Origin of the sequence: Pseudoalteromonas phenolica (assembly GCF_001444405.1) — a bacterium.
Taxonomy (GTDB): Bacteria; Pseudomonadota; Gammaproteobacteria; order Enterobacterales; family Alteromonadaceae; genus Pseudoalteromonas; species Pseudoalteromonas phenolica.
The window spans coordinates 344,459-357,683 of sequence record NZ_CP013188.1 but is presented as its reverse complement, the minus strand read 5'-3'; the positions used below and the strand labels follow the sequence as shown (position 1 = coordinate 357,683).

The 13,225-nt window shown below is 40.9% G+C and carries 15 protein-coding genes; 10 read left to right on the top strand and 5 right to left on the bottom strand.

Annotated features, from left to right (window positions below; translation table 11 throughout):
* The first annotated feature begins 60 nt into the window (after positions 1–60).
* Positions 61–435 carry a hypothetical protein gene (locus PP2015_RS18780; RefSeq protein ID WP_058032034.1) on the top strand — a complete coding sequence of 125 codons (375 nt, stop codon included), beginning with the start codon at positions 61–63 and terminating at the stop codon, positions 433–435.
* Positions 436–484: 49 nt separating this feature from the next.
* Here the strand turns inward: PP2015_RS18780 and pdxH are convergent, their stop codons facing one another.
* From pdxH to PP2015_RS18765, 3 genes are read right to left on the bottom strand one after another with little or no spacing between them, the layout of a single operon-like run.
* Entirely contained in the window at positions 485–1,063 is a 579-nt protein-coding gene (gene pdxH, locus PP2015_RS18775; RefSeq protein WP_058032033.1) for a pyridoxamine 5'-phosphate oxidase, read from the bottom strand.
* An 18-nt stretch (positions 1,064–1,081) separates the two neighbouring features.
* On the bottom strand, positions 1,082–1,456 hold the full coding sequence (locus PP2015_RS18770; protein ID WP_058032032.1) for a DoxX-like family protein: 375 nt from the start codon (positions 1,454–1,456) through the stop codon (positions 1,082–1,084).
* A 1-nt stretch (position 1,457) separates the two neighbouring features.
* Complete coding sequence (locus PP2015_RS18765) at positions 1,458–2,375, bottom strand: AraC family transcriptional regulator (protein WP_083496684.1); 918 nt, start codon at positions 2,373–2,375, stop codon at positions 1,458–1,460.
* A 27-nt stretch (positions 2,376–2,402) separates the two neighbouring features.
* Between PP2015_RS18765 and grxC the strand changes: the two genes are divergently transcribed.
* Complete coding sequence (gene grxC, locus PP2015_RS18760; RefSeq protein ID WP_227009276.1) at positions 2,403–2,717, top strand: glutaredoxin 3; 315 nt, start codon at positions 2,403–2,405, stop codon at positions 2,715–2,717.
* Between the two features lie 57 nt (positions 2,718–2,774).
* Here grxC and PP2015_RS18755 read toward each other — a convergent pair whose 3' ends face one another.
* Positions 2,775–3,113, bottom strand: a complete 339-nt coding sequence (locus PP2015_RS18755) for a gamma-glutamylcyclotransferase family protein (RefSeq protein WP_058032030.1) — start codon at positions 3,111–3,113, stop codon at positions 2,775–2,777.
* A 158-nt stretch (positions 3,114–3,271) separates the two neighbouring features.
* Here PP2015_RS18755 and PP2015_RS18750 point away from each other — a divergent pair, with 158 nt between their 5' ends.
* Positions 3,272–3,928: a glycine-rich domain-containing protein gene (locus tag PP2015_RS18750; protein ID WP_058032029.1), complete on the top strand. Its 657-nt coding sequence runs from the start codon at positions 3,272–3,274 to the stop codon at positions 3,926–3,928.
* A gap of 95 nt (positions 3,929–4,023) precedes the next feature.
* On the opposite strand, the gene PP2015_RS22140 is transcribed toward PP2015_RS18750, so the two are convergent.
* Positions 4,024–4,146: a hypothetical protein gene (locus PP2015_RS22140; RefSeq protein WP_257720526.1), complete on the bottom strand. Its 123-nt coding sequence runs from the start codon at positions 4,144–4,146 to the stop codon at positions 4,024–4,026.
* A 130-nt stretch (positions 4,147–4,276) separates the two neighbouring features.
* Between PP2015_RS22140 and PP2015_RS18745 the strand changes: the two genes are divergently transcribed.
* From PP2015_RS18745 to PP2015_RS18715, 7 genes are all read left to right on the top strand, one after another.
* The gene (locus tag PP2015_RS18745) at positions 4,277–5,827 is read left to right on the top strand and encodes a sensor domain-containing diguanylate cyclase (RefSeq protein WP_058032028.1); all 1,551 of its coding nucleotides are present in this window, start codon (positions 4,277–4,279) and stop codon (positions 5,825–5,827) included.
* 182 nt (positions 5,828–6,009) lie between these two features.
* Positions 6,010–6,990 carry a catalase family peroxidase gene (locus tag PP2015_RS18740; protein ID WP_058032027.1) on the top strand — a complete coding sequence of 327 codons (981 nt, stop codon included), beginning with the start codon at positions 6,010–6,012 and terminating at the stop codon, positions 6,988–6,990.
* A 195-nt stretch (positions 6,991–7,185) separates the two neighbouring features.
* Complete coding sequence (locus tag PP2015_RS18735) at positions 7,186–7,782, top strand: PepSY-associated TM helix domain-containing protein (protein ID WP_058032026.1); 597 nt, start codon at positions 7,186–7,188, stop codon at positions 7,780–7,782.
* Between the two features lie 9 nt (positions 7,783–7,791).
* Positions 7,792–8,304: a DUF2271 domain-containing protein gene (locus PP2015_RS18730; RefSeq protein ID WP_058032025.1), complete on the top strand. Its 513-nt coding sequence runs from the start codon at positions 7,792–7,794 to the stop codon at positions 8,302–8,304.
* 11 nt (positions 8,305–8,315) lie between these two features.
* Entirely contained in the window at positions 8,316–9,140 is an 825-nt protein-coding gene (locus PP2015_RS18725; RefSeq protein WP_058032024.1) for a DUF4198 domain-containing protein, read from the top strand.
* Between the two features lies 1 nt (position 9,141).
* Positions 9,142–10,506, top strand: a complete 1,365-nt coding sequence (locus tag PP2015_RS18720) for a sulfite reductase subunit alpha (protein WP_058032023.1) — start codon at positions 9,142–9,144, stop codon at positions 10,504–10,506.
* Between the two features lie 229 nt (positions 10,507–10,735).
* Positions 10,736–13,120: a TonB-dependent receptor domain-containing protein gene (locus PP2015_RS18715; RefSeq protein ID WP_058032022.1), complete on the top strand. Its 2,385-nt coding sequence runs from the start codon at positions 10,736–10,738 to the stop codon at positions 13,118–13,120.
* Positions 13,121–13,225: the final 105 nt, after the last annotated feature.

Below are 13,225 nucleotides of genomic sequence, written 5' to 3'. Positions count from 1 at the left end.
CCCTTTACCTATGTATGAAGGGAGAGACCTTTTTAATATCAACATAAAGAGAAATAAAATATGAAAAACACATTTATTACACTAGCGTTCGTAGCGTTTAGCGCCCTGTTCTTTGCACCAAATGCATCAGCACATGGTGATACAAAGCCCCTTCATGGTGGCGTAGTGAAAGTTGAGCACGAAATGGTGTTTGAACTTGTTCGCGAAGAATCAGGTGCAAGCTTATACCTTCGTGACCATGGTAAGCCTTACCCAACGGAAAAAGTAACAGGTGACATTACAGTACTTGCAAAGGGTAAGAAATCTGATGTTGAACTGACTACGGCTGGCGGTAACAAAATGTCAGCTAATATTGTTATTCCTGAGGGTGCAAAAGTATTAGTTAAAGTAAAAGAAGATGGTCACCACAGTGTGACAGTTCGCTTTACTTTCTAATGAGTAATTTGAATACCCTAGATTAGGCTAGGGTATTCATTTTTATGCTTTAAGGTTGCAGCAACATTTTTGTCCAAACATCATTTTTTTTGGTAAAACGAGTCCTAAGATGTAAGCGGCTTTCTGCGAATGCTAAAAACTCAATTGAGACAGGTCGAATACGATACCCTCCCCACTTTTCAGGTTTTGTTACTTCCTTCCCTTCAAATGTTTGTTGAGTTTTATCAAACTGCTCAACTAAAGCTGACTCTGACGATAGCGGCTGGCTTTGTTCGCAGCTTAATGTGGTTAGTTGTGCTGAACGCGAACGTGTCTGCCAAAACTGTATTGCAGCTTGCTCCGAGATCTGTTCTGCTAGCCCGACAACTCTTACTTGCTGGCCGATGTGATCCCACCATACAGTCAATGAAACTTTTGGGTTACAACTGATTTCTTGACCCTTGTTTGAATCATAATAAGTACAAAATACAAAACCTTGTTCATCAACCTGTTTTAGATCTACAAAGCGGCTTTCAGGAAACCCTTCTGCGTTTATGGTCGATACACAAACTGCGCTCTTCTGCTGTAAAGGCGAATCCAGTAATGCTTGTCGCCATAAATCATTGAACTTCTCTATTGGGTTATTCATGTTTATCTTTTCCTTAATTTACAACTTACCTTGCTTGATTTCGTTTAAGAGTACAAAGCTAAATACCATGATTGGCAAGTTTGTGGTCACTGGATTAAAAGCTTCAATTAACAATTGCGGTTGAAGCATAACAACCGAGAGTAATAAAAAAGCCAGTGCGAGTATATTTAAGATATTCATGAACTTAGTTTTATAAAAAACGAAAAATAGCAAACCAAATATCACTTCGCCAATACCCGCCGCCTTAGTTATTAAATAAGAAATATCATCTGAAAAACCTATGCTGCCCGTCATGAGCTGTTCGAGTGGTGCAATATGTATAAGCTTTGGAAAAATACCGTGATACAACCACACAAAAGTAATCACATAACGGGCTATTTGAACTGTTGTCATGCTAAATCCTATTAGACTCACTTCTTACCGCACCCGGTGCTTCACCTTGGTGTTGTTTAAATGCTTTACGAAAAGCCGCTTCTGATTCATAGCCACTGAGCTGTGCTATATCGGCAACACTTTTCTCGGTATTCACAAGCAAACGATATGCCTCGACCATGCGCCATTTAACTAAATACTTCATAGGACTTAAACCAACCAGACTTGTAAACTTGTCGGAAAAGTTCGAGCGACTCATCAGCGCTTCGTCGGCCAATGCTTGTAGCTGCCAATTGCGTTGTGGGTTTTGGTGAATCGCATTCAATGCCTTGCCTATTCGCGTATCAAACATCGCAGCTAATAGTCCTGAATTTAATGCACTTGTTTCAACTTGTTGTCGTAAAACTTCAATAAAAAGCAGATAAGCCAATTGATCAACCACGGTATAGCATCCTACCCTAGCCTGCTTTAACTCGTTGATCATCATTTCAATCAGCCTGCGAGTTTTAGCATCATCAGTATTTGTACTTGCTTGTAGATGGATCACCTCAGGCATTGCATCTAATAGCGGATTTATCTGAGCATGCTTAAATTCAAAAAAGCCACAGACCATATTGGTTACTGCGCCATCATTGCTCATTGGGGCGTTTATTAACTGTTCATCAGGCTTATCCGCAGAGCTGGCAATGATATGTTGATGATCGTGCGGAAAAATCACCAAGTCCCATTTCTGTAGTTGCGTAACCTCACCATTAATATGCAACCAAGCCTCACCATCACCAATTAAATGAAATGGAATACGACGACTACCTGATGTATCAACGGCCCATGTGCCACAAAAATCGCCGTTAACATACACCTCAGCGTTAAGTGACAAGCGCTTCAACAGCACACTCAAAGGATCGGGGTCATTTAAGTATATATTTGGACTTTCGGACATGATTTTCGAATATTATGACATAGTGCAATGAATGGGCTCTATTTAAACTTGCTTGCACAAATTAAGCAAACCGGATCAAATACCAACCCCATGGCCAACATCACATTGTTTCATAAAGACTACTGCCCTTATTGCAAAGCAGCCAAAGCGTTACTAGCCAAATTAGAGTGGCAATACAAAGAAATTGAAGTATCAGATGACCAAGATGCATTTAACAATATGGTTGAGCTGAGCGGCGGGCGAAGAACCGTGCCGCAGATATTCATTAATGACCAGCACATAGGTGGATTTGATGACTTTCAAGCTTATGTGAAAAAGCTAGGCAAACTAAAACGTGCTTAAAATCATGGGCGAACTCTGATTCGCCCGTTTTTATTAGCCGCGTTATTTAAGGTTTAATTACGCACTTTTCGATGAAGCCAGTGAGTAAACGTATGCCTCAACTTGCTCGCCACTCTCAAGGGTTGCATTCACAATAACGCGTTCGTATTGTTCACCCTCAAACTCATCAAGCATGGCCCAGTGTTCTTTCAATGTATGAGAACAAAATAACAGCCCTGAGACTTCACCAGCTGCATCATCAAGTTTAATTGCAGGAAAGCCGAGTTCAGCTCCCCACCCGGCTTGATGCAGTTCTCCTTTGACAGTCGCAGGCAACCATTCACCTTCAACTGCCTGCAAAATATGCTCATTTGGCTTGCCCGGGGCGAGCGTCCCATATACAAATAACCTTTCCACTTTATCATCCCGTTTTTTTATAAGAGTTAAAACATATAAGAAAGGTGATTTACAGAACAGCTTTTTGTGCGGTTTCTCACAAAAATTAATACTGCCAAATAGGTACACTATTCTGGTACAGTGCTGATAAATAAAAATAATGAATCTCTGGACACGCTATGGAAGCATATATTTTAATTGGCATTATTGCAGTGCTGGTATTGCTATTTACTGCATTCAAATTTAAATCAAAACGATTAGCTAAAAGAAAAGCCCACATAATAAATTTTAAAGTACCCACAAAAGTTTTGCAGACGGTTAAGAACCGCTATCCGCATCTGTCTGACGATCAGTTAAAAACAGTAGAAAGGGGCTTGAGAGAATGGTTCCATGTAAATTTATTAGCCAAAGGTAAGCCTGTTTCAATGCCTTCGCAGGTTGTTGATGTGGCATGGCATGAACTCATTTTATTTACCAAGTTCTATCAGGACTTTTGCCAAAAAGCGTTTGGCCGTTTTTTACACCACCATCCAGCCGAAGCCATGTCTTCTCCCAAATCAGCTCAACAAGGCATAAAGACCGCTTGGAAACTAGCATGTGCGAAAGAAAGAATTTCTCCTCTAAAACCTACCCGATTACCACTTTTATTCGCAATAGATGCCTTGCTTGATATCGAAGATGGATTTAAGTATCAACTTAATTGCCAAGGGGTCGGTAAAGAGGGTTATTGTGCGACACATATAGGTTGCTCTGCTTCATGTGGCTCAAGCGGTGCTGCCGACGGAGGTGGTGACTCTGGAGGCTGTTCTGGTGGGGGCTGCGGAGGGGGTAGTTAATAAGACCAGCTAAAAATACGCCAAATAACCCAAATTTAAAATTAATTAAATCGATTACCCGTCTTTAAAATTACTAATTTATTCAGATAAATAATTCAGTCACTGACAGGTAATCGATGTAGCACCTTATACTTATAATTTGACGCTGCAATTGCACTCATTTCTTCAAGCTTAGCTGTTTCAGCTTCGGTGAAACCTGCTTTTCTCTTTCGGCTCATTAAATTATTCGAAATAAACGTGAGAACAAATTTTATAATTTTCATTAGCCGTAATTTTTACTAAAATTGGGCTGTGGACTAAGGTTTGTGGGTCTTTCTTTTTATATTTTTCGATTCTTCATGGATGACTATGAAAAAGCTCAATCTCAATTTTATTCTAGTTATATTACTTACTCTTTTCGCTAACCTGTCTTTAGTTGTTTTTACGATCCTACAAATTAATAGCACCGATGACCTGCAAAAAAGTTGGGATGGTAAAGCCACCATGAAAGTTGTCAATGCGATTGAATTGGCCGAGCTTGAAAGAAATTTAGGTTATGTTGGTTTTATCCATCACTTTAAAAATTATATTATTCGCAGAGAGCAACAATATTTTCAGCAAGCTGAAAGGCGCTATATAAAAAGTAAAACGTCATTATCTCAATTAAAAAACACGCTCAAAGATTCAACTTCGCATCAACACATTGCCGTAATTCTTGAAACCCTCGAGCTATATTACCAAAAGCTTCTGTATGCTCGAGATAATCCGCAGCTAGATATTTTACAACTAGATGAGCGAGTAAAAGTAGACGATAGTAAAGCTCAGGCCGCACTAGAAACTCTACGGTTAGCTATTTTACCTAAACTAAAAACGCTCAAGACTCAAACTGCGCAAGAAACAAAAAAAATCAGTCAACGTAATATTATTCTATTGACCATATTATTACCTTTGATGCTGCTCTCCAGTCTATTAACCTTCAAGTTTCTAAGAAAAGAGTTTCGCTCTTCAAGGCAACTGAATACCATCTTAAATCTATCACCAGATGGTATTTTATATATTGATTCACAAGGTAAGATTATCAGTAGTAATGAATCAGCATCAGCTATTTTAGGCTACTCCTCCGAAGAGCTTTGCCAAATGAGTGTCGAAGAGCTCGTTCCTGATGAATTGAAAGAGGCGCATCAAGATAATAGAAAGAAATTTATGTCTAAACCCCAATCTTTGGATATGTCCCAAAGGCATGAAAATCTTCTGTGTAAAACCAAAGATAGAGGCGAGATTGAAGTCGCAATTTCCTTAGCAAATAAATTGATTGGAAAACACTTTCACACTGTGTGCATGATAAAAGACAAAACAGCACATAAAAAACTGGCTATCGAGGCCTCGACCGACCACTTAACAGGTTTGCTTAACAGAAGAGCATTTGACAGTACTTTAGAAATTGAATTGCAACAATGCAAACATAGGCAGCACCCCTTAACGTTGATCTTGCTCGATCTTGATAACTTCAAATTAATCAATGATGAGTATGGACATGAAATGGGAGATAAAGCACTGGTCTTCTTGGCTAACTTTTTAAAAAGCCATTCAAGAAAATATGATCATATTGTTCGCTGGGGTGGGGACGAATTTATTATAATATGTCCTAACTTAGGGCCTAAAGATGCTGTTAGATTTGCTCAACGACTTCGTAAGTTATTCTTTGATGATGAATCGAAATGGCCTGAATATCAATCACTAAGCATAGGTATACATACATCAATGGCGGATGAAAATATATCTGCAAAACGCCTACTAACGGGTGCTGACAAAGCATTATTCCTAGCTAAAGAACATGGTAAAAATTGTGTCAAGCATTTCAAAGACACACTACAAAAAGTCTATATTCACCCGAAGTCAAATAACAACTCCCAGCAATAATATATTGCTTTCTTTGAGTTAATACTTACTTCTTTGTGAAATATTTTTGAACAAATTGCTGTCTTTAACAGTACAACTATTATTTATACCAATTATCTAATTTAAACGCTCTCTTGAGAGACTAAAAACGATTAAGGGCTAATGATAATTTGTACTTCATAAAAGACAGAGGACTTCTCTTAATGTTCAGACACTTATCCATAATTAGTATCGCTTTAGGAATAACATTTTCAAACCAAGTTATCGCTTCTTCACAGCCCGTATCTGCCAACGAGTTTATTCAGCTATTTGAAAAATTAAACGGTAAGCACCCAGGGTTTCGCAAAGCTCATGCTTCAGGTGTATGTGCTACTGGAGAGTTTCAGCCCAATACTCAATCTGCATTATTCAAAAATGCGCCACTTTTAAGTAACGGAAACCTCCCAGTCACCCTAAGATTTTCAATGGGTGGCGGTAACCCAATCGCTGACGAGCGCACAACTGGCACGCGTGGTATGGGTATGCAAATTAATTTGCCAGGTGGCGCACGACATATTTTTACCGGTAATAACTTCCCGGTCTTTGCAGGAAAAGATCCCGAAACCTTCTTTGGCTTTTTATCAACCTTATTGCCCGATGAAAATGGCAAACGCGACCCAAAGAAAACACAAGAATACATAAAGAATAATCCAAGTGTGCAAGGCAATGTGGCTTGGAATGCACAAGCTAAAACACCCGCTTCGTACGCTAACACCGAGTTTTTTGGTTTACATACTTTCTTTTACGGTAATGCTGCTGAGCAAGTAAAATTCCGCTGGCAACTTACACCTGATTTAGGTGTAAAAACACTATCAAAAGAACAAGCCCAGCAGCTTAAGCCCGCTTTTTTAGCTGACAAGCTCACTAATCAACTTACTCAAGGTACTGTATCTTTTACGCTTAATGCTGTCATTGGTGAAAAGCAAGATGTGGTAAATGACCCCTCAGTTCAATGGCCTGCAGACAGAACACAAGTCGCACTTGGTAAAGTAGTACTTAAACAATCAGGCGGAGTTGCTTGTACGCCAATCAACTTTGACCCAAATGTGATTTCACAAGGCTTTACGGCCAGTGACGACCCAGTACTGAAAATGCGTTCAATGGCTTATGCAATTTCATTTGGTAAGCGTTTAAGCGGCCAGTAACCAGTATTTTCTTAACCTAGAAGGCAAATTTTCCTTCTAGGTTACCTGTTAACTCTTTTCATATGCAATCCCCTGTACAGTATTGATTCGTACATTTTCCCACTTCAATTAATGCAAATAAAAACCCTTCTCATTTAAAATTTCATATGTATAATTGCCTTGGATAAAATAGTCGTCAGCCCGTTGTAATTAATAATGAAACTTTCAAATTTGCTTGGCACTGTCAGACAATGGCACTGGATCACATCTGCATTATGCCTTGTCGGTATGTTGTTATTTTCAGTAACGGGGATCACCCTAAATCATGCAGCTGATATCAAAGCGACACCAGTGGTAACCACATTAGAAGTTGAGCTTAGTGAGGGTATTAAACAAACGCTGAGCAATCGAGAAAGCGGCCCTCTTCCTCAAGCAGTTAGGCAGTTTTTGATAAATGAACACAATATTGCCACACCAAAAACAGATGCAGAGTGGGATGACTACGAAGTGTATTTGGGCATGCCCAAACCTGGCGGTGATGCTTGGTTAACCATTGAGCTTGAAAGTGGATTGCTTATCTATGAGAACACCGACCGCGGAGTAATCTCATACCTTAACGATTTACATAAAGGACGAAATACCAGCGACGCTTGGCGTTGGTTTATCGACTTTTTTTCAATCCTTTGCATTGTGTTTTCTTTGAGTGGTTTATGGCTGCTTATTCGCTATGCAAATCAACGTCCAAGCACTTGGCCTTTAGTTGTTGCTGGAGCGATCTTTCCAGTTCTAATTTTAATACTCAGTGCACATTAAGGAACAAATATGAAACAAATTATAGCCTCAGCCTTATTGGCTGTCGTTGCTGCACCAACTTTAGCGAGTGATATTAATGTCTCGGTCGAGATCCCAAGGCTTGATGTTGCGGAATACCATAAACCTTACGTCGCAGTCTGGATTGAAAACAGCAAAAACAAAGTAGTGAGCAATTTAGCTGTCTGGTACGACGTTGATATGCGCAACAATGAAGGCGAGAAGTGGCTAAAAGATATGCGTCAGTGGTGGAGAAGAACCGGTCGAAGCTTAGAGCTACCTATTGATGGTATGAGCGGGGCAACTCAAGGCCCTGGTACTCACCAACTGAACTTTTCACTAGCAGAAGCCAAGTTAACAGATCTACCTGCTGGAAAATATCGCCTACGCGTTGAAGCTGCTCGCGAAGTCGGTGGCAGAGAGCTCATTAATATTCCGTTCAATTGGCCGCAAGCAAATACGCAAACATTTAACAAATCGGGTAAAACCGAGCTTGGCGCCATTTCATTCACGATTAATCCATAGGACCCTCCCCCATGAAAGTAACCTTTATTAAGTCGCTATTGTTAGCGGGCTTAGCAGCTAGCTGCTTTAACGTTAACGCTCACCGAGCTTGGATTGTGCCACAAGAAACACAGCTATCAGGTGAAAACCGCTGGGTAAGTTTTGATGCGGCCGTTTCAAACGATATTTTCGTTTCAAATTATAATGCAGGTCGATTCACTGGAGTGAAAGTAAATAAACCTGACGGCTCAGCAACTGAAGTTGAAAATATGCACAAAGGCAAATACCGCCATGTGTTTGATTTAGCTTTAACTGATGAAGGGACATATAAAGTGTTTATGTCTACAAGTGGCTTATATGCAAGCTGGAAAGTCGATGGAAAACGAAAGTGGTACCCTGGGCGTGGTGAAGCTTTCTCAATGGCTGAATTTGAAAAGCGTGTGCCTAAAAAAGCTGACGACTTAAATATTAGCCAATATACACGCCGTATGGAAACCTTTGTAACTTTAGGGGCACCCACTCACAAAACACTAGAGCCAACGAATAAAGGTTTAGAACTGGTTGCTATTACTCACCCAAATGAACTTTATGCTGGTGAAACAGCACAGTTCAAATTTTTGATTGATGGTAAACCAGCTGTAGGTGCTGAAATTACAGCAATTCAAGAAGGAACTCGTTTCCGTAATGCGCAAGAAGAAATTAAAGTAAAAAGTAATGATGAAGGCATAGTAACATTAAAATGGAATGGTGCTGGTCGTTACTTTTTAGAAGCGGAATATGAAGATAATCAAGCCAAAGCCCCTGCGATGGTAAGAAATGGCACTTACATTGCTGTTTTAGAAGTGCTACCTGACTAAAATGCTAAACGCATCTCCCTTTATACAAGCCGGCCTGCTTTTGGTCGGCTATTTTGTCTTTACGCTGTTTTGCTATCGCAAAGTCATAGTTACAAAGTTTCAAAACCATAAACAGCGCCATGCAAAAACGCTCATTGCCTATGCAAGTGAAAGCGGCTCTGGTGAGCAACTAGCTCGTGAGTTACATGTTAAACTAAAAAGTCAGGGCGACCCAGCAATTTGTATTTCGCTAAACCAAGTCACTGAGCAACAATTAAAACAAGCCGATACCTTATTAATTATCGCCAGCACTTATGGCGAAGGCGAAGCCCCTGATAATGGCAGGCATTTTCTGGGCAAGTTAGACACATTTAAAAGCACACTTGCTCATCTAAATTACGCAGTACTTGCGCTTGGAGACAAAGCATATGGCCAGTATTGTCAATTTGGCCTTATGCTCAATCAAGCACTACAATGCAAACACTGCACCCCCTTGTTTAAACCAATTTTAGTCGATAAGCTTGATGAAAACAGTATCCATGAATGGTACTCAAACCTACTAAGCAAGGGTTTGCTTGAAGAAGCTGTGCCTCGTTCAACGCTGTCGTCTACTCAGCTACCTATTCAGCACTTCAAGCTCACTGGTCGTCAGCAAGTAAATCTCAATAGCCCTGGCGCCCCTTTATTTGAGATAAATCTCGCTGTGCCAAGTGATTTAACATGGCAAGCCGGTGACATCGCCCGTTTACATATTGAAAATACCGTTCGTGAATACAGTATTGCCAGTGTGCCACAAGAGCAAAGTTTAAAGCTGCTGGTGCGAGAACAAAAACATCCAACAGGTGAGCTTGGTCTCGGCTCTGGTTGGCTATGCCATCACGCAGATTTAGACAGTACGCAAGCATTCTCAATCAGAGCGAACCCTAAATTTAATCCATTGGACGAGCATAAAAAGCTCATATTGATCGGAAATGGCAGTGGCTTAGCTGGGCTTAGGGGCCATTTAAAACATCGAGAACTAAAGCAACATCATGAAAACTGGCTGCTTTACGGCGAACGTTGCGCAGAGCATGACTTACCTTGGCACCTAGAACTCACAGAGTGGTTTAATGCCAAGCACTTAACTGAAATCGATCTCGCTTTTTCTCGGCAGACCGCTGATAGCAACATAAGAGTAGGTCGATGTCATTCTGGCTATGTACAAGATGCCTTGTTAGCGCAACAGGCAAAATTAAAAGACTGGGTCAATAACGGAGCGGCGATTTTTATCTGTGGCAGCTTACAAGGTATGGCAAAAGACGTTGAAAGCATGTTGCTTGATATATTAGGTCAACCTGTATTATCAAGATTAGAAAGGCAAGGTCTTTACCGAAAAGATGTGTATTAAATAATCTAAATCAACATTATGAAAGCTTTGAGGCTCCCCCCTAAGCTTTCTTAACACTCCACCTCTATTATTTAACTTCGAAATAACAACTAAAACAGCAATCTAACTACTCATCAAACAATTCAAAAATGATAATGAAAATAATTATCAATAAGCTTTACTTTGAAATATTTAGTCTATACAGTACCCAAAAAATTTCATTAATAGCAATAAACCAGGCTCTCTCAAGATGAACACACCTTTTAAACTCTGCGCACTTTCTTCGCTTATTGCAGCGACATTAAGCACTTCTGCACTGGCTCAACAAGCACCTAAAGCTGAACAAGATGACATGGAACGCATCGTTGTGACTGCTACGGGTTTTGAGCAAAAAGTACCTGACGCACCAGCAAGTATTTCTGTGATTACCGCTGAAGACATTCAAGGTCAGTCTTACACCACGCTACTTGATGCCGTTAAGTATCAAGAGGGTGTCGATGTGGGTACTACGCGCGACAAAACAGGTCAAGGTAGTGTGAGCATGCGTGGTTTAACCGGTGAATACACCTTATTGCTTATTGATGGCAAACGCCAAAACAACCATGGTGATATTTATCCAAACAACTTTGGTGGCAACGCGTTTAACCACATTCCACCAAAAAGTGCCATTGAACGTATTGAAGTGATCAGAGGGCCAGCTTCTACGCTTTATGGCGCTGATGCTATGGGTGGGGTCATTAACATCATTACTAAAAAGTCGCTAAACGAATGGACTGGCAGCATTGATTTTGGCCGCAGCTTTCAAACTAATGATGAATTTGGTGACGACATTACCACTGATTTCAGTGTTTTCGGCCCGCTAATTGAAGGCCTAGTTAACTTCTCTGCACGCGGTAGTATTTACGAGCGCCAAGCGTCAAATCCTGAATTTGCGCCAGCTGTCGATGCTAATGGCAAAGTACATCACCGTGAACTTGGTTTTGGTAGTGGTGGTAAAACCGTTGATAACACCAACACACAATTAGGTGCCACATTCGTATTCACGCCAAACGAGCAAAACACCATTACCTTTGATTACGATGTATCAAACCAAGAGTATGACAACACACCTAATTACGATATTGAAACTGGCCGCATTACTTACCCGCTTGGCACCAAAGACAATATTGAATCTATCTGGCAAGACCGAAAAGGTGTCGTAAACCCACGTGCCGGTTATGCTGCTGACCAAGAATTTGACAGAACATGGTGGTCATTAACTCACAACGGTGAATTTGACGATTTCACTACATTTGTTTCTTTAGCTTATGTTGATACCGACAACAATGGTCGTACAATGCCTCTTTCAGTTGCTGAACGTAAGCAATTGCAAGCTATGTATGATGGGTCAGGTGAGTATGCAAATCTAGACGAAGCAGCTCGTAAAGCATTGGCTGAGCGAACTTTCTTACCACGCCCTAAACGTACACTAAATAGCAACCAGTACACCCTAGATGCACGTGTTGATATTCCTGTAGACGATTTAGCGGGCGATCATGTATTTGTGATTGGCGGACAACTGGTTGATGGCGAATTACAAGATGGTGTTTTCGGTATGGAATCGGGTGAGACACAAGGCTTACAATCGCACAAAATGACCGCCCTGTTCGTTGAAGATAACTGGCATATTGCTGATCCACTTACCGTGACTGTGGGTGTACGCCACGACAACCATGATGTGTTCGGTAGCCAAACTTCACCTCGCCTATACGGTGTTTACGAACTTGGTGAAGCTTGGACTTTAAAAGGCGGGATCAGCACTGGTTATAAAACCCCAAAAACGACTGACTTATACAACGGTATTACTGGTTTCGGCGGTCAAGGTACCTCACCGTTTGCAGGTAACCCAGATCTAAAACCTGAAACAAGTACCAACAACGAAATTGCACTTTACTGGAATCACCCAAGTGAAGAGCACAACTTCAATATCACTTACTTCACAACAGAGTTTGAAGACAAAATTGCCCGTGGTGACCGCATTCAAAGCTGTACTGCGACGAGCAATGTTAAACCATGTGTAAACCTAGGCCAGTACGACGAATTGGGTTACAACAGCTACAGCCAGAAGATCAACATCGACAAAGTTGAGATCCAAGGTTTAGAAGTCGCAGGTCGTTATGCATTTAACGATGCAGTGTCTTTATACGCAAACTACACATGGACTGACAGCGAACAAAAGAGTGGTCCACAAGAAGGTCAACCACTGACCAATACTGCTGAGCACATGGCAAACGCAACCCTTGATTGGCAAGTAACGGACGAGTTCTCTGTCACTCTTAACGCAGAAGTACGTTCAGACCGTTACCGTGGTTGGGACAGCACGCTTGAAAAGCCGCTGTACTACAAAAATTACCAACTACTTCATTTAGGTGCAAAATACGACCTAAACGAAAACGTCACTGTGTTTGCCCGTATCAACAACCTACTAGATACTGACTTTACATCTTACAGCGTTGATTACACAGACTTAGATGGTGACGGTGAGTTCACTTATGCAAGTGGCCGTGGCGTAGTAAGCGAAGTGGTATTTACAGATGACTATAACGTGAAAGACAAAGCAAGAAACATCTGGGTAGGTGTGAACGTAAAATTCTAGTGCAAAATACACGTTGCGTAGCAAGGTTACTTTTGCGCAATTTTGACCACAGCTGCGGTTAATTCTGTAGGTCGTCATTTATGGCGACAGGTTTGAAATCTGTCT